Origin of the sequence: Hephaestia mangrovi (genome assembly GCF_019880555.1) — a bacterium.
GTDB lineage: Bacteria > Pseudomonadota > Alphaproteobacteria > Sphingomonadales > Sphingomonadaceae > Sphingomonas > Sphingomonas mangrovi.
This window is the reverse complement of the sequence record NZ_JAINVU010000001.1, coordinates 589,490-606,481: the sequence shown is the minus strand read 5'-3', so window position 1 is coordinate 606,481 and position 16,992 is coordinate 589,490. Positions and strand designations below refer to the sequence as shown.

General features: G+C 65.6%; 14 protein-coding genes. 6 read left to right on the top strand and 8 right to left on the bottom strand.

The annotated features are described in order from the left end of the window. Nucleotides 1-5 precede the first annotated feature (5 nt). The 5 genes from K7G81_RS02840 to K7G81_RS02820 all read right to left on the bottom strand — a co-directional run bounded on the left by K7G81_RS02840 (nucleotide 6) and on the right by K7G81_RS02820 (nucleotide 4,080). The gene (locus K7G81_RS02840; RefSeq protein ID WP_223029206.1) at nucleotides 6-653 is read right to left on the bottom strand and encodes a 3-oxoacid CoA-transferase subunit B; all 648 of its coding nucleotides are present in this window, start codon (nucleotides 651-653) and stop codon (nucleotides 6-8) included. Beyond that, nucleotides 653-1,684, bottom strand: coding sequence for an HAD family acid phosphatase (locus tag K7G81_RS02835; protein ID WP_369412016.1), 1,032 nt, complete (start codon nucleotides 1,682-1,684; stop codon nucleotides 653-655). The genes K7G81_RS02840 and K7G81_RS02835 overlap by 1 nt, the downstream gene beginning before the upstream one ends. After that, complete coding sequence (locus tag K7G81_RS02830) at nucleotides 1,681-2,388, bottom strand: CoA transferase subunit A (RefSeq protein ID WP_223029205.1); 708 nt, start codon at nucleotides 2,386-2,388, stop codon at nucleotides 1,681-1,683. The genes K7G81_RS02835 and K7G81_RS02830 overlap by 4 nt, the downstream gene beginning before the upstream one ends. Before the next feature lie 71 nt (nucleotides 2,389-2,459). Further along, nucleotides 2,460-3,134, bottom strand: coding sequence for a VIT1/CCC1 transporter family protein (locus tag K7G81_RS02825; protein WP_223029492.1), 675 nt, complete (start codon nucleotides 3,132-3,134; stop codon nucleotides 2,460-2,462). Nucleotides 3,135-3,165: 31 nt separating this feature from the next. After that, entirely contained in the window at nucleotides 3,166-4,080 is a 915-nt protein-coding gene (locus K7G81_RS02820; RefSeq protein ID WP_223029204.1) for an SMP-30/gluconolactonase/LRE family protein, read from the bottom strand. 289 nt (nucleotides 4,081-4,369) lie between these two features. Here K7G81_RS02820 and K7G81_RS02815 point away from each other — a divergent pair, with 289 nt between their 5' ends. Together K7G81_RS02815 and K7G81_RS02810 are read left to right on the top strand one after the other, a co-directional pair. Then, nucleotides 4,370-6,013 (top strand): thiamine pyrophosphate-binding protein, encoded by a 1,644-nt coding sequence (locus K7G81_RS02815; protein ID WP_223029203.1) that lies wholly within the window; start codon nucleotides 4,370-4,372, stop codon nucleotides 6,011-6,013. A 49-nt stretch (nucleotides 6,014-6,062) separates the two neighbouring features. Then, nucleotides 6,063-7,133, top strand: coding sequence for a phosphatase PAP2 family protein (locus K7G81_RS02810; RefSeq protein ID WP_223029202.1), 1,071 nt, complete (start codon nucleotides 6,063-6,065; stop codon nucleotides 7,131-7,133). 16 nt (nucleotides 7,134-7,149) lie between these two features. On the opposite strand, the gene K7G81_RS02805 is transcribed toward K7G81_RS02810, so the two are convergent. Both K7G81_RS02805 and K7G81_RS02800 read right to left on the bottom strand, forming a co-directional pair. Continuing rightward, nucleotides 7,150-9,822 carry a glycoside hydrolase family 3 C-terminal domain-containing protein gene (locus K7G81_RS02805; protein ID WP_223029201.1) on the bottom strand — a complete coding sequence of 891 codons (2,673 nt, stop codon included), beginning with the start codon at nucleotides 9,820-9,822 and terminating at the stop codon, nucleotides 7,150-7,152. Between the two features lie 227 nt (nucleotides 9,823-10,049). Further along, a complete protein-coding gene (locus K7G81_RS02800; protein WP_369412014.1) occupies nucleotides 10,050-11,213 on the bottom strand; it encodes an SGNH/GDSL hydrolase family protein in 1,164 nt (387 codons plus the stop codon). A gap of 325 nt (nucleotides 11,214-11,538) precedes the next feature. Between K7G81_RS02800 and K7G81_RS02795 the strand changes: the two genes are divergently transcribed. Genes K7G81_RS02795 through K7G81_RS02780 form a run of 4 tightly spaced genes read left to right on the top strand, consistent with a single transcriptional unit; the run spans nucleotide 11,539 to nucleotide 15,821 of the window. Beyond that, entirely contained in the window at nucleotides 11,539-12,696 is a 1,158-nt protein-coding gene (locus K7G81_RS02795; RefSeq protein ID WP_223029199.1) for a fumarylacetoacetate hydrolase family protein, read from the top strand. Between the two features lie 28 nt (nucleotides 12,697-12,724). Beyond that, complete coding sequence (gene xylB / locus K7G81_RS02790) at nucleotides 12,725-13,510, top strand: D-xylose 1-dehydrogenase (protein WP_305038451.1); 786 nt, start codon at nucleotides 12,725-12,727, stop codon at nucleotides 13,508-13,510. Continuing rightward, a complete protein-coding gene (locus K7G81_RS02785) occupies nucleotides 13,507-14,379 on the top strand; it encodes an SMP-30/gluconolactonase/LRE family protein (RefSeq protein ID WP_223029198.1) in 873 nt (290 codons plus the stop codon). Before xylB ends, K7G81_RS02785 begins: the two co-directional genes overlap by 4 nt. Nucleotides 14,380-14,426: 47 nt before the next feature. Next, on the top strand, nucleotides 14,427-15,821 hold the full coding sequence (locus K7G81_RS02780) for a sugar porter family MFS transporter (protein ID WP_255586496.1): 1,395 nt from the start codon (nucleotides 14,427-14,429) through the stop codon (nucleotides 15,819-15,821). A gap of 63 nt (nucleotides 15,822-15,884) precedes the next feature. Here K7G81_RS02780 and K7G81_RS02775 read toward each other — a convergent pair whose 3' ends face one another. After that, nucleotides 15,885-16,946, bottom strand: a complete 1,062-nt coding sequence (locus K7G81_RS02775) for a LacI family DNA-binding transcriptional regulator (RefSeq protein WP_369412013.1) — start codon at nucleotides 16,944-16,946, stop codon at nucleotides 15,885-15,887. Nucleotides 16,947-16,992: the final 46 nt, after the last annotated feature.

Here is a 16,992-nt window from a genome sequence, read left to right as displayed (position 1 = left end):
CGCGATCACGCCGCCGCCATCGCCTCGTAGCTGGCGGTGGTCTTGGCGGCGACCTCTTCCTCGGTCACGCCGGGCGCGAGCTCGATCAGCCGGAACGGGCTGTCGTGATCGGGCCGCTGGAACACCGCGAGATCGGTGACGATCATGTCGACCACATTCCGGCCGGTCAGCGGCAGCGTGCATTCGGGGATGAACTTGGCGTCGCCGCTCTTGCTGGTATGCTCCATCACGACGATGATCTTCTTGACCCCGGCGACGAGGTCCATCGCCCCGCCCATCCCCTTGATCATCTTGCCTGGGATCATCCAGTTGGCGATGTCGCCATTCTCGGCGACCTCCATCGCGCCGAGCACGGCGAGATCGATATGCCCGCCGCGGATCATCGCGAAGCTCTGGTCGGACGAGAAATAGACCGTCTGCGGCAGCTCGCTCACCGTCTGCTTGCCGGCGTTGATCAGATCGGGGTCTTCCTCACCGGCATAGGGAAACGGCCCGATCCCCAGCATCCCGTTTTCCGATTGCAGCGTCACCTCGACGCCCGCCGGAATGTGGTTCGCGACCAGCGTCGGGATGCCGATGCCGAGGTTCACGTAGAAGCCGTCGCGCAATTCGGTCGCGGCGCGGGCGGCCATCTCGTCACGGGTCCAGGGCATCAGTTGGCACTCCCACTTGGCGTTGGTGTCTGGGTTTCGGCCGGATCGCTCCAGCGTGTCTCGACCGGAAAGACGGCGCCGTAATCGCCCTTGAGCGCGGTGCCGTAAACGGGGTTGGGCAGGATGAACCAGCCCTGGCCCCACATCACTTCGAAATCGCGCGTGCCGAGCGCCTCGCGGCGCTGCTTCAGGCCGAGCGCCGGCGCGTTGAACAGATCGCTAAAATCGCCGAGCTGGTCGCCGACCATCGCGACGACGCAATATTTGGCCGAAATCGCCCAGCGCCGCGCGTCCTTGCCCGAGCCGCTACCCGCGTCGCCGCTCAGCCACAATGTATCGAGATGGGTGAAGCTGCCCAGCCCCGCCTGTTTCAGCGTCGCGGCGGTGGCATCGGCATTGGCGGCGAGCCGGTTGGAATTGATCACCACCGTCACGCCCGCCTGCCGCGCCACCTCCAGCGCATCGAGCACGCCGGGCACCGGCCGCACCTTGCCCTGCCCGGTCTGTTCCCAGCGGTTCCAGCGCTGCTGGTCATAGGCGCCGCCGCGCAGCACCTGATCGCCCTCGAACCCGTAATTGAGGATTGCGGTTTCGTCGGCATCGAGCACCACGGCGAGCGGCTTGTCGCCGCACGGCTCGAACACCGGCTGGTCGAGCGTCGAGCCCGGCGCCAGCACTACCGACTTGACCGGATGGCCGACCGCGCGATCCGACGATTTGGCGATCAGGAAATTGGCGAGTTCCAGATAGGTCTGGCGCTGCTGCGCCGCCGCCTCGGCCGAGCCGTAGAGATATTGCACCGACGGCGGCACCTTGGTCGCCATCAGGCCGCCCGGCGGCGGCACGCCGGGGCCGCGCACCAGCGCCGGCGGCGTCTGCGCCTGTTCGGTGGCTTCCTGCTTGGCGTGGCGCCGGTCGAGCTCGTGCTTGCCGACCACGCCCGCCGCCGCCACCGGCACGGCCGCGGCGATGCAGCCGGAGAGCAGCGGCGCCGCCGCTCCCGCGGCGAGCAGGGCCCGCCAGCGCCTCACGCCGCCGCCCGCTCCCGCACCGTGCGGAATTCGATCTTCTTGTCGTAGGGCGCGCCCAGGATCAGTCGATTGACGTAGATGCCCGGCAAATGGATCTGATCGGGATCGAGGCTGCCGACCGGCACCACTTCCTCGACCTCGGCGACGCACACCTTGCCGGCGGTCGCCATCGGCTGATTGAAATTGCGCGCGGTCTTGCGGAACAGCAGATTGCCCGCCTCGTCGGCCTTCCAGCCCTTGATGATCGACACGTCGGCGCGGATGCCGCGCTCAAGGATATAGTCCTGGCCGTCGAAGGTCTTGACCTCCTTGCCCTCGGCGACCTGCGTGCCGACCCCGGTCTTGGTGTAGAAGCCGGGGATGCCCGCCCCGCCGGCGCGGCAGCGCTCGGCCAGCGTGCCCTGCGGGCAGAATTCGACCTCCAGCTCGCCGGAGAGGAATTGCCGTTCGAATTCCTTGTTCTCGCCGACATAGGACGAGATCATCTTCTTCACCTGCCGCGTGCGCAGCAGCTTGCCGAGCCCCTCGTTATCGATCCCGGCGTTGTTCGAAGCGATCGTCAGGTCCTTCACCCCCGCATCGCGGATCGCGTCGATCAGCCGCTCGGGAATGCCGCACAGGCCGAACCCGCCCGCGCACAGCGTCATCCCGTCGAACAGCAGGCCTTCGAGCGCGGCCGCGGCGCTGGGATAAAGCTTTTTCATAACGGGACTCGCTCCTGGTCAGGCTCGCTGGGATGGCTTCGCGCATAGCGAGCAGCAGCCCTTGGGGTCAATCAGCCGGTGGCCCCGAACGCCAGCCCGACGCCCGCGGTGATCGCCATCGCCAGCGCCCCCCAGAAGGTCACGCGAAGCGTGGGCACCAGCATCCCGACGCCGCCGGTCCGCGCACTGATCGCCCCCAGCGCGGCAAGGCAGAACAGCGAGCCGATCGCCACGCCCCAGCCGATCAACGCCAGCGGCAGCAGCACCACCAGCAGCAACGGCACCGCCGCGCCGATCGAAAAGCTCGCCGCGGAGGCCGCCGCCGCCTGCACCGGGCGCGCGACGAGTTGCTCGGAAATGCCCAGTTCGTCGCGCAGATGGGCGCCGAGCGCATCATGGTCCATCAATTGCGTGGCGACCTCGTCGGCCAGCTCCTTGGTCAGCCCGCGCCGCCGATAGATCAGCGCCAGCTCGCGATGCTCGGCGTCCCAATCGGTCGCCAGCTCGCTTTTCTCGCGCGCCAGATCGGCCTTTTCGATGTCCGATTGCGAGCTCACCGAAACATATTCGCCCGCCGCCATCGACATCGCGCCCGCCACCAGCCCGGCCACCCCGGTCAACAGGATCGTCATCCGCGGCTGGCCGGCGGCGGCGACGCCGATCACCAGGCTGGCGGTCGAGACGATGCCGTCGTTCGCGCCGAGCACCGCGGCGCGCAGCCAGCCGATGCGCTTCACCAGATGCATCTCGTGATGGCGCGTCACACACTATCCCCTGTCAATAAGCGAGCTTCAGCCCGGGCCTGGGCCATTGCATTGTAGCAAGCCTGCCGGTGCCGGAAAGCGTGATATATGCCGTCCGCAAATCCTCGCCGCCCCAGCAGATATTGGTGGTGAAGGGATCGTCGGTCGGCACGAAATCGGCCAGCGCGCCATCGGGTGCGACGACGCTGATCCCGCTCGCGCCGATCGTCGCGACGCAGATGTTGCCGCCGTCATCGACCCCCAGCGAGTCGAAATAGGTGTAGCCGCCGGGGCAGTAGAGGAAGCTGCCGCCCCCGCCCGACAGCCCCTGCCCGCCGGCGACCTCGCCCGGCGCAACGACATCGAACGCCCACAATTTGCAGGTATAGGTCTCGGCGACATAGAGCCGCTTGCCGTCGGGCGAGAGGCCGATGCCGTTGGGATTTTCCAGCGGGAAGATCACTTCGCGGCAATCGCTGCCATCGGCTTTCGCGTAGAACACCCCGGTCACGTCGCGCGATCGCTCGCGGGTCTTGCCGTGATCGGTAAACCAGAAGCCGCCGGCATCGTCGAACACGATGTCGTTAGGCCCGGCGAGCGGCGCGTTCGATGCCTCGCTGTAAAGCGTCTCGATCGCGCCCGTCTCGATGTCGACACGCTGGATCGAGCCGCCGGGATAATCCGCCGCGGTGCCGTGCGGCACCAAGAGGCCTTGCGTCTCCACCCAGCCGAACCCGCCGTTGTTGCAGCAATAGAGCTTGCCGTCGGGGCCGATCGCCAGCCCGTTCGGCCCGCCGCCCGTTTCCGCCACCGTTTCGGTCGATCCGTCCGGCTTCACCCGCGTGATCCGGCCCGCCGCGATCTCGACCAGGATGACGCTGCCGTCAGGCATCGCCACCGGCCCTTCGGGAAAGCGCAGCCCCGATGCGACGATCTCCAGTCCGCCCATCACCCTCTCCTTGCCTGTCTTTTATCGGCGGCGAGAAAACCACGGACGCGGGGCTGGAGCAAGCGTGGCGCCAACCCGGCCGCGCGTCCTCTGCGCCCCTACCAATGTTGGAAATTTCCTGCCACACGATCGCCATGACGAACGGCGCACGACATTCAACCCGATGGTTGCCCTTGGACCTCGCACACGAGGGAAGCGGGCCCTTCCAGAGTGTGAACTTTGTCCACTTCACATGCACTGCTCAGGATCGCGGAACAGACTGCGCCCGGGCGATTCGCAGGCAAACACGATGACAATACGTACCGGCGGCCGCATCCTGGCCGACAATCTCGTCGCGCAAGGCTGCGACCGCATCTTCACCGTGCCCGGCGAGAGCTTCCTCGCGGTGCTCGATGCGCTGCACGACACGCCCGCAATCGATCTGGTCGTCTGCCGTCAGGAAGGCGGCGTCGCCTTCATGGCCTGCGCCGATGGCACGTTGACGAAGCGCCCCGGCATCGCCTTCGTCACCCGCGGGCCCGGCGCGACCAACGCCTCGATCGGCGTCCATGTCGCGCGGCAGGATTCGCAGCCGATGATCCTGTTCGTCGGCGATGTCGCGCGCGAAACCCGCGACCGCGAGGCGTTCCAGGAGATCAATTTCGAGGCGATGTTCGCGCCCATCGCCAAATGGGCGGCGCGGATCGACGACGCCCGCCGCATCCCCGAATATGTCGCGCGTGCCTATAGCGTCGCGATGTCCGGCCGTCCCGGCCCCGTCGTGCTCGCGCTGCCTGAAGACATGCTGCTCGACGAGGTCGAGGCGATCGACCGGCCGCGGATCGAGCCGCCCGCCCAGCCATGCGATCCCGAAGCGATGGGCGCGCTTTCCGCGCTGCTCGATCGTGCCGAACGCCCCGTGGCGATCATCGGCGGCGCCGGGTGGAGCCGGGATGCCGCGCAGGATTTCGCCGCCTGGGCGGAAAAGACCGGCATTCCTGTCGCGGCGGCCTTCCGCCGCCAGGATGCCGTGGCCAATGATTGCCCGGTCTATGCGGGCAACCTCGGCTATGGGCCCAATCCGAAGCTGGTCGAGCGGATCAGGGACGCCGATCTGCTGCTGGTCGTCGGCCCGCGGCTCGGCGAGGCGACCACTGACGGCTACACGCTCATCACCCCCGATCATCCCGGTCAGGTGCTGGTCCACGTACACCCCGATCCGGCCGAGCTCGGCATGACCTATCGCACCGATCTCGCGATCTGCGCGGACATGACCGAATTTGCCGCAGACGTTCACGCCATCGAACGGGAGCCGCTGGCGGCCGGTGCCGAGGCGCATGCGGACTGGCGCGCCTGGTCGACGCCGCAGCCGCGCGACGGCGTGGCGATGGACCTCGGCCCGTGCGTCGCGGCGATGCACGAGCGGCTGTCCGCCGATACGATCATCTGCAACGGCGCCGGCAATTATTCGGGCTGGTGGCACCGCTATTGGCATTATGCCGGCCCCGTCTCGCAACTCGCGCCGACCGCCGGGGCGATGGGCTATGGCGTCCCCGCCGCGACCGCCGCAGCGCTCCGCCACAAGGACCGGCAGGTGGTCGCGCTCGCCGGCGACGGCTGCTTCATGATGAACGGCCAGGAACTCGCCACGGCGGTCGCGCATGGCGCCGACATGCTGGTGCTGGTGATCGACAATGGCGGTTACGGCACCATCCGCATGCACCAGGAGCGCGAATTTCCCGGCCGCATCTCGGGCACGCAATTGGCCAATCCCGATTTCGCGGCGCTCGCGCGGGCTTATGGCTGCTGGGCCGAAGCCGTCGACACCACCGATGCCTTCGTCCCGGCGCTCGACCGCGCCTTGGCGCAGCCCGGCGTGAAGCTGCTCCACATCAAAACCGATATCGAGGTAATTACTGCAGCCACCACGATCGCCCGGCTGCGCGGCGGCTGATCGGGCGTCCGCACGCAATCTTAACGCTTGCGTGGCAAGTCCCCCTGCCATGATCGCGACGCTCGTCCGCTCTCCTGTGGCCCATGCCGGCGATGCCGGCGCGACGTGGCGCCCGATCGGCACGCTGATCGGCGCGCTGGCGCTTTACACCGCGCTGCTGCTGCCCGCTGCGCGCGGTAATTATGCGATGCTGGGCGCGACGCTGCACGGTTTCCTCGCCGTCAGCCTGTTTCTCGCCGCCATCGTCGGGCTGATCGATGCCGTCGGCCGCCGCCTGCTGCGCAGCCGCACGTCGTTCACCGCCACCGATCTCGCCTGGTATCTCGCCGCCGCGACGATCGGCGGCGCGACGATCCCGATCTACGGCATCTTCAAGCAGCTTCTGCTCCCCGCTCGCGGTTTCCCGCTCGATCCCGCGCTCGCCACAGCCGATCGCCTGCTGTTCCTGGGGCACCAGCCGTGGGAAGTGACCCACGCCGTGCTGGGAACGCTCTGGCCCACCGTCGCGATCGATTCGGCCTATTCGGCCGCGATGATCCTGATGGTCGTCTTCCCCATCCTTGCGATCGCGCTGGTCAGAACGCCGCTCGATCGCTTCCGGCTACTCGGCTGCTGGCTGGCCGGATGGATCGTGGTCGGCACCGTGTTCGCCTGGCTGCTCGCCTCGGCCGGCCCTTGTTATTTCGATACGCTGATCGCGCCCAATCCGGGGTTCCGCGCGCTTGGCGCCCATCTTGACCAGCTCGCCGCACAGGCACGGGCGCACGGCCTCGTCATCGGCGCGCGCGATTTCCAGCCGGTGCTCCTCGCCGCGCAGGCGAGCGGCCATTACGCGCCCGCCGGCGGTATTTCGGCCGCGCCGTCCGTTCACGTCACCATGGCAACGCTGTTCGCCATCGCCGGATTTCGCATCACTCGCCCGGTCGGCTGGTTGATGACCGGTTTTGCCGCCTTGATCTGGATCGGCTCGATCCACCTCGGCTGGCATTACGCCGCCGACGGCATCCTGGGCGCCGCGATCATGCTGTTGCTGTGGCAAACCTCTGCGCCGATCGCATCATGGCTGGTCGAGGGCAGACCATCGGCCAGCCTCGCAGCGCCTGCTCGCGCCGTCGAATGACAAGGGCTCGCTAGCTTCAGTCGGACATTGTCACCGCGTCGGCGACCGAGAAATGGGCCTGCTGCGTTGCCGCCGCCGTACCGGGCTGACCGGAACCGACCGTGACGGCGTAAGCGCCGGGCATCACCTCCCTGGTGCCGTCCGCCGTGACGGCGCTGAGGTCCCGCGGTGACAGATCGAACGTCAGCGTCCGCCGCTCGCCGGGCTTGAGCGACACACGCTGGAACCCCCGCAAGGCGATACGGGGCGCCCCTGGAACGTCAGGGAAATTGAGATAGAGCTGGGCGACGTCGTCACCGGCCCGCGCGCCGGTGTTGGTCACCACGGTCGAAACATGCAGGCCATTCGCCGCATTTTGCTTCATCGGCGTGACCGTGAGCGGCCCGTAGCTGAAACTGGTGTAGCTCAGCCCGGCGCCGAACGGATAGACGGGCTCGCCCGTGAAATAGCGGTATGTGCGCCCCTTCATGCTGTAGTCTGCAAACGGAGGCAGATCGGCAACGCTGCGGTAGAATGTCAGCGGCAGGCGCCCGCCGGGATCGACCTTGCCCGCCAGCACGCGGGCGACCGCCAGCCCCCCCGATTGCCCCGGATACCAGGCTTCGACAATCGCGGCTGCATTGTCCTTCGCCCAGGCAAGATCGATGGGGCTGCCATTCATCACCACGACGATCAGCGGCTTGCCGGTCGCCTTCGCCTGTTCAAGCAGCTTGATCTGATCGGCAGGCAGATCGAGCGTCGTCTTGTCGCCGCCGGCGAAGCCCGGCACCTTGAGGCTGGTTTCCTCAGCCTCGAGATCCGATGTCAGACCGACGACGGCGACGAGCACGTCGGCGTTGGTCGCGGCACGATCGAGATCGGCTTCCGGCGCGGTCGAGATGCGTTTCCACACGAGGTCGACGCCCGCCGTGGCATCGATCGTCACCGGATAACGATGGCCCTGCTCGAGCGTAACCGTCTTCATCGTCGGCAAGTCGTTCCATCGCGCCTTGGTACGATCGACAAAGGCGTGGCCATCGAAGCTCAGCGTGCCCCCCGATCCTGACAGGCCGACCCTGTACGTTCCGCTTTCCGGCGGCACCAGAAAGCCCGTCCAGACGGTACGATGAAAATGCGCGACCTTCGCGAGATCGAGGTCTCGCTGGCCAACGTCCGGCTCGATCCGCGTAGCGACCGGTGTATCCAGATACTTGATCGCCTGCATCTGTTCGGCCTGCTGATCGGGCTTGAACAATGCCGGCGGTGGCGTGACGGGATTATAATAGCGTGCCAGCAAACCGGCCTTGCCGTCCGGCGTTTGAAGCGCCGTTGTCGGCACGCGATCGCCATCGGTGATCGACGGGCCGAACGGGACGAGCACGACCTGCTTCGACGACAGCACCTGATCGAGGCCGTCCGCCACCGAAATCGGCGGACCGCTGAGCGGCGATGAATAATTGCCGCGCAACACGCGCGTTGCATCGCCGAGGGGGCCGATCACCGCCACCTTGACGCCGGGCTTGAGCGGCAGGACGCCGTCATTCTTGAGCAGCACCAGGCTCTTTTCCGCGGCTTCGAGCGCCAGCGCGCCGTGCGCCGGACTGCCCACCGCCGAGGCTGGCACGGCGGGCGCTGTATCCGACAAGCCGGCGAGATCACCCGTGCGATAGCGCGCCGCGAATAGCCGGACCAGCGCGCGATCGATATCCGCGGTCGAGATGAGGCCGCGATCGAGCGCCTTTCGATAGCGGTCGGTCAACCCGCCGGTGTCGGACAGCGTCGCGGTATTGCATTCGTTGTCGACCCCGGCATGGATCGCCGCTGCCACACCGGCGGCGCCATCGGGGGCATAATGGTGCGTGTCGCTGATATCCTTAACAGCGTCGCAATCGGACACCACGTACCCCTTGAAGCCCCATTCGCCGCGCAGATAATGGCGCAATAGCATGTCGTTGGCGCAGGCTGGCTGGCCGTCGATCCGGTTATAGGCGCACATGATCGATCCCGCCTTCGCCTCGGTGATGGCGGCGCGGAAGGCGGGCAGATAAGTGTCGACGAGATCGTGTTTGGAAACGAACACGTCCGCGACGTGGCGAGTCGATTCAGGGCCGCTGTGGACGTCGAAATGCTTGGGCGTCGCGATCACCTCCGGCCGTTGCGGATCGGGCCCCTGCATCCCCTCGATGAAGGCGACGCCCATGCGCGCGACCAGAAACGGATCTTCGCCATAGGTTTCCTGCCCGCGCCCCCAGCGCGGATCGCGGAAAATGTTCAGGTTGGGCGACCAGGTGTCGAGACCGGTACCGATCCGCCCATAGCGCCCGGTCTTGCGGGCCAGCGTATGCAATCCGCGAACCTCGGTGCTGATCGCCCCGGCAACCTGCTTGACCATCGTCGGATCGAAAGTCGCGGCGAGCCCGATCGGCTCGGGAAAGTTGGTCGTCGGCAGCGTGCCGAGCGCGCCATGCAGCGATTCCGTCCACCAATTGTAGCGGGGAATGCCGAGGCGCGGGATCGCCGGCGCGACGTTGAGCAACTGCGGCAGTTTCTCGTCCAACGTCATCCGGGCAACGAGCGCCTCGGCCTTGGCCGTCGCAGCATCGGGAACCGCCTTCGCTGCCGTCGCGACCTGCCCGTGGGCGGACGGGGACACAGCAAGCGCGAGAACAGATGCCACCGACGATAAAAGTCGACCGCCGATACGTGCCATGCCCCATCTCCCAAGAATTCGGGCCATTACCGCCCGCCCGTTTTTGATATCGCTACCTTTTCAAGAAGAACTAGTAACGTCAATATACAATGGGGTATTTTTTAGCATCGAGAATAACTCATCACCCGATGGCGCCATTGATGGTATCGACACCTGATGCCTTTAGCGTGATTTGATTGTGCTTCGTCAACCGTTTGATCGCCGGTCGAAATCCGTCCCGGCAGAGCTTACCGAGGCGCCGTCTCCGCCACGACAGCCAGCGGGACCGCTTTGGCCATCGCGGCATAACCCGCGTTCGAGGGGTGGAGATGATCGCCCGAATCGTAAGCGGGCAAAAGCCGCTCGGGGTGGGCCGGATCACGCACCGCCCGATCGAAATCCACGACGCCGTCAAAATGGCCCGGCGCGCGGATCCAGGCGTTGATCGCGCGGCGATCCGCATCGACCGCGGCGTCAGGGTGATAATAGTCCGATCCCACGAATGGCGTGATCGTGCCGCCATATATGCGCAGCCCTCGGGCGTGAGCGCGCTCTATCAGCCGTCGAAACCCGCCTATGATCTGGTCACGCTGCGTCGCCAACTCGGCCGCCGTCGCGGGATGATCGCGGGTCAGCGTGCCGAGATCGTTGACGCCCTCGAGTACGATGATGCTGACTGCCCCGTCACGATCGAGCGCGTCGCGCCCGAAACGCGCCATCAGATTGGGGCCAAGCCCGTCGAGCAAGACGCGATTCCCGCCGATGCCTGTGTTGACGACAGCGACGTCGCGAGCGGCCGGATCGGCCCGAAAACGCGCCGCCAGTTGGTCGGGCCAACGGGTGTTGCCATCGACCGTGGAGGCATGACCATCGGTGATCGAATCGCCAATGGCGACCACCGTGCGAGCATCGGCTGGCGCGGCGACGTCGACGTCGCTTATCTGGTACCAATGCTCGATGGCAGTCGCTCCTGCCAAGCTGGCATCGCCGACATGATTGCCCGACATGACAAAACTGGTCGAGCGGGATCCCGGATGGCCGGTCTGCTGCGCGGCCGCCTTCGGCAAATAAAGACTGATGGCAAGATCACCGCCATCCTGCACAACCAGCGCTACCGGATCCGAAAAATAGGCCGCGCCAGCCGGGATCGTTACGGTTTCGCGACCATCGAAGCGGAGAGCCGCGTCGCTGCCCGGTACGATGGCGCTCGTCCCCGGCTTCGGAGCCCGCGCGATGTGGGCCGCGCCGACGACCAGCGGCTGGGTACCGAATTCGTTGGAAATCCGCACGCGCACGCGCTTGCCGCCGAGCGACAGATGGACGATCTGCCGCAAAGTGACGTCACCCGCTTGAGCCGCGGGCAGTGCGTTCTGCGGCTCCGGAATTTGCTGCGCCGCCCCCCAGGAAGCCACCCAATGATCGGTTGCCGGTCGCGCAGATGCCACTTGGGCAATCATCAACGGCAAGATTGCAATCAAATATTTGACCGGCAAAACGCGTCTCTCCTCCCGCGCTAGGCGCATTAATCTCGTTCTCGCTTATGAATTGCGAACTGGTATCGATATCAGTGATTATCCGGCGCTGCCTTTGTCAATCCCCTTTCCCCAACGGAGCATTGACTCAGGGAAATCGGCATTTGGCTTGAGTGCGCTGCGTTAAGCGCTTGACAGCGCGGCTTGAGAGTTTGATGGGATCGCTATCACAACGATAAGGGGAGCGATACCTGAAATGGGTGCGATGACCGAGCTATTGCCCGAAGACTGGCGGCGCGGCCGCTTCCTCGGGCGCATCGGAACGGCGGCGGGGCCGAGCCCCGTTCTCATCGCGGACGGCATAGCATACGATATGAGCAAGGTCGCGCCGACCGTCTCTGCTCTTGTGCGGATGCGGGCCTTCGATCCCGCCGCCGGCAACGCGATCGGCGATCTCGAAACGCTGGACCTGGCGCCCGATGTCGCGGAAGCACGCTATCGCCTGCTCAGCCCGATCGACCTGCAATGCGTCAAGGCCGCCGGCGTCACCTTCGCGGTCTCCGCAATGGAGCGCGTGATCGAAGAGCGCGCGCAAGGCGACGCGTCGATCGCGGCCGATATCCGGCGCCAGCTCGAAGCGGTAATCGGCGGATCGTTGCGCGGCGTTGTGCCCGGTTCCGCACCAGCCGCTGCGCTCAAGCGCAGACTGATCGCCGATGGCATGTGGTCACAATATCTCGAAGTCGCGATCGGCCCTGACGCGGAGATTTTCACCAAATCGCCGGTATTATCGACGGTCGGCTCGGGCGTCGCTGTAGGCGTCCGCTCCGATTCCAGCTGGAACAATCCCGAGCCTGAAATCATGCTGCTCGCGGATGAGCATGGCGCCGCGGTGGGCGCCTCTCTCGGCAATGACGTCAATTTGCGCGATTTCGAGGGCCGCTCCGCACTCCTGCTGAGCAAGGCCAAGGATAACAACGCTTCATGCGCCATCGGCCCGTTCGTCAGGCTGTTCGACAATGAATTCACTCTCGACGACGTGCGCACCGCCAAGGTCGATTTGCGGATCGACGGCGTGGACGGCTATCGGTTGTCCGGCAGCAGCAACATGGCCGAGATCAGCCGCGACCCTCTCGACCTTTTGGCGCAAGCGACCAGCGAGCACCATTATCCCGACGGTTTTGTTTTGCTTTTGGGCACCTTGTTCGCGCCGACCGAGGATCGCGACGAACCAGGCCGTGGCTTCACCCATCGAGACGGAGACGTCGTAACCATCTCCTCGCCCCGCCTCGGCACGCTACGCAACGTCGTTACCAGCGCGGCTGCGGCGCCGCCCTGGCAGTTCGGTATCGGTGCATTGATGGACAATCTTGCCAGACGCGGCCTGCTTCCCGCCAGCGCCGATCCCAACATCCTTTCATGAGCAGTCTTTTTTGCCGGAGTTCCAATCTATGACGCATGTCGCGTCCGCCGCTTCGATGCGCGCGGTCTATCCCAGCCTTGCCGGCAAGCGCGTGCTCATCACCGGCGGCGGAAGCGGCATCGGCGAGGGCCTGGTCGAGGCCTTCGTTGCGCAGGACTCTCGTGTCGCCTTCATTGATATCGCCGATGATGCCAGCAATGCGCTGGTCGCCCGACTGACCGATGGCGACGCGCGCGTTCCCGTCTATCATCATTGCGATCTGACCGATATCGGCAGCTTGAAGGAGACGATCAGCACGATCGAGGCGGATCTTGGCGGCATCGATGTGTTGATCAACAACGCCGGCAACGATGATCGACACGGCATCGATGAGATTACGCCCGATTATTGGGACAACCGGCTTTCGGTAAACCTGCGACACCAGTTCTTCGCCGCTCAGGCCGTCGCGCCGACGATGACGAAATCGGGTGGGGGCGTGATCCTCAACTTCGGGTCGATCAGTTGGCATCTCGCCCTGCCCGAACTGGTCGTCTATCAGACCGCCAAGGCAGCGATCGAAGGCCTGACGCGCAGCCTGGCACGCGACCTCGGCCGCAACAACATTCGCGTGAATACGATCGTTCCGGGCAATGTCCGTACCGAGCGGCAGATGAAATGGTACACGCCCGAAGGCGAAGCGGAAATTGTCGCCGCGCAATGCCTCGACGGGCGCGTCACCCCGGCGGACGTTGCGGCGCTGACGCTGTTCCTCGCCTCCGACGACGCGCGGATGTGCACCGGGCACGATTATTTCGTAGATGCCGGCTGGCGATGACAAACGCTGACGTACAAGCGGTTTGCCGGGTCGGCGCCACGCTTGGCGAGGGGCCGGCTTGGATCGCGCGCGACCAGTCGCTCTGGTTCGTCGATATCAAGCATCCCCGTCTCTATCGTTTTCATGCCGCCACGCGAACGCTGGACCATTGGGCCGCACCGGCGCAGATCGGTTGGGCGCTGCCTGCCGCCGACGGCACGATGATCGCCGGCCTCCAGACGGGTCTGCACCGGTTCGATCCGGGCAACGGATCGTTCACGCTGATCGTGGAGGTCGAACCCGATCGCCCCGGCAATCGCCTGAACGATGCCACCGTGGCCCCGGACGGGACCTTGTGGTTCGGCTCGATGGACGACGATGAACAGGCGGAGACAGGACATTTCTATCGGCTCGACGGGCGGACGGTGATCGATAGCGGCCATCCACCCGTTGCGATCACCAATGGTCCCGCCTGCTCGATCGACGGCCGGACCTTGTATACCACCGATACGCTCGGCCGGACGATCTGGGCGCAAGCCGTCAACGACGATCATACGCTCGGCCCGCAACGCGTGTTCGCGACGATCGAGGAAGGCGCGGGCTATCCCGACGGCCCCACGATCGACGCCGAGGGCTGTCTGTGGACCGGCCTGTATGGCGGTTGGGTGGTGCGGCGCTATGATCCCGACGGGCGCCTGATGCGATCGGTCGCGATGCCGGTAGCCAATGTCACCAAGATTGCGTTCGGCGGCGCGGACCTGCGCACCGCCTTCGCTACAACTGCGCGCCAGGGGCTTGACGCGGCCGCGCGCGAACGGCAGCCGCTGGCCGGTGATCTGCTGGCATTCGATCCGGGTGTCGCCGGCGCGGCATTGACGACGGTACGATGACTGCGAAACTATCGGAAGAATAGGGAGAGGGAAAAATGGATCGAAGCATGGCCATGCGGGTCAACATCGCCTTTATCGTGCTGATCGTTGCGGTGGCGACCATCGGCGGCTTCATGTTCGGATATGACAGCGGCGTGATCAACGGCACGCAGGAGGGGCTGGAGAGCGCCTTCAATCTGTCGAAGCTGGGCACCGGGTTCAACGTCGGAGCGATCCTGCTGGGGTGCGCGGCGGGCGCGTTCGTTGCCGGGCGGCTTGCTGACCGGATCGGGCGACGCAGCGTGATGCTGATTGCGGCGGTATTGTTCGTCGGCAGCGCGCTTGTCGCGGGCGCCGCGGGTAGCTCGGCCATATTCATCATCGCGCGTCTGATCGGCGGGCTGGGCGTCGGCGCGGCGAGTGTTCTCTCGCCGGTCTACATCAGCGAGGTGACGCCTGCCGCGATCCGTGGCCGGTTGTCCAGTGTGCAGCAGGTGATGATCATCACCGGCCTCACCGGAGCGTTCGTCGCCAATTATTATCTCGCGGCGAGTGCGGGCGGCTCGACTGCACCGTTCTGGGGCGGCTATCCCGCGTGGCGCTGGATGTTCTGGATGCAGGTGATCCCCGCCGGCATCTATTTCCTGGCTTTGCTTTTCATTCCGGAAAGCCCGCGCTTCTATGTCTTGCGCGGTCGCGACACGGAGGCCGAGGGAGTGCTCACCCGGCTGTTCGGCGCCGAAGAGGCGAAGCGCAAGGTCGTCGATATCCGCGCCAGCCTCGCCGCCGATCACCGCCCGCGGCTGGCCGACCTTATCGATCCGACAAGCGGACGTATCAGAAGGGTAGTCTGGGCCGGCATCGGCATCGCCGTTTTCCAGCAACTCGTCGGGATCAACATCGTCTTCTATTACGGCTCGGTGTTGTGGCAATCGGTCGGCTTCAGCGAGAACGATTCGCTCAAGATCAACATCCTGTCGGGCGCGCTGTCGATCCTGGCATGTATCTTCACCATCCTCACGGTCGACCGGATCGGCCGCAAGCCGCTGCTGCTGGTCGGCTCGGCGGGCATGACGGTGACGCTGGCGGTGATGGCCGGTTGCTTCTCGACCGCGAGCCTCGTCAACGGCGCGTTGCACATGTCGGACAATGTCGGGCTTGTCGCGCTGATCGCGGCAAATGCCTATGTCGTGTTCTTCAACGCCAGTTGGGGCCCGGTGATGTGGGTGATGCTCGGCGAGATGTTCCCGAACCAGATTCGCGGCTCGGGTCTCGCCGTATCGGGCTTCGCGCAGTGGATCGCCAATTTCGGCATTTCGGTGTCGTTTCCGGCGCTGGCCGCCGGCATCGGCTTGCCCGTCACCTACGGTTTCTACGCGGTCAGCGCGTTCGTCAGCTTTTTCTTCGTTAAGGCGCTGGTGCATGAAACCCGCGGGCGCGAGCTTGAGGATATGGAGGGTTGATCGATCGGGCTGCGGTGCCGCGATGAGCGGCACCGCTCATCCGGCGGCGTTGCGCGCTTCGGCCTAAAGCCGCCCAATCGCGGGTGGCCGGCGACGCGGCGCCGCATCGGACTGGCGACGGATCATGCTGTAATCGAGCAGCTCTCGCGATGGCGCCATGGGATTGCCGGCCCGGCGCGCGCGAACTTCGCGGACCAGGACCTCCAGAGCGGCGACCGACATATCTGCAATCGGCTGATGAATCGTGGTGAGTTCCGGCCAGATCGTTGTCGCCAGCGCCGAATCGTCGAATCCGCATACGGTGAGGTCGCTCGGCACATCGAGCCCGCAGCGGTGCGCGACGGCCACGGCGGCAGCCGCCATATCATCGTTGCTGGCGAAGATCGCCGAGGGCGCCGCGCCGCTGCCGAGCAATTGCTCGGCAGCGTCAAGGCCCGAGTGATAAGTGAACATGCCCTGCACGATCAGGGCATCGTCCGGCGTGATTCCAGCCTGTTCGAGGGCCGCGCGATACCCCAACAATCGACGCTCGCTCGCGGTCTGGTTGGGATTGCCGATGATGAAGCCGATCCGTTGATGGCCCAGCGCAAGGATGTGACGCGTCATTTCGAACGCTGCGCGGTGATCGTCGATGCTGACCGCCGAGATGCGGGCGTCGGGCTCGCCGCTGGCCACGGCAACGCCGGGAAGGCCGGCATCGGCCAGCGTGTCGATCACGGCCTTGGAATCGCACAGCGGCGGCGGCAGCACGACGCCATCGACGCGAGCCTTGATCAACCGAGCGGTCGCTTCACATTCGCGGACGCCAGCGTCGCATTTTTCAACCACGAGCTCGACGGTGCCACGGCTGGCATAATCGAGCCCGCCGACCAGGAATTCGGAAAGATAGGCCGCGCTGGGGTTGCTGTAGAGCAATCCAATGCGGATCGGCTTGGCACCCGCAAGCGCTCGTGCCGCCGAATTCGGCGCATAATCCAACGCGGCGATCGCTTTCTCGACGAGCGCACGGGTCGCAGGGCGGACACTCTGTTCGCCATTGATCACCCGCGACACGGTCATCGGCGAGACACCGGCCTCGCGGGCGACATCGCTGATCGTGGCGGCTCGGTTTTTCTTGTCAGGCACTTGCGGCAATGCTCCTCGGCATCATTCTAGACCAACTCAACCGCCG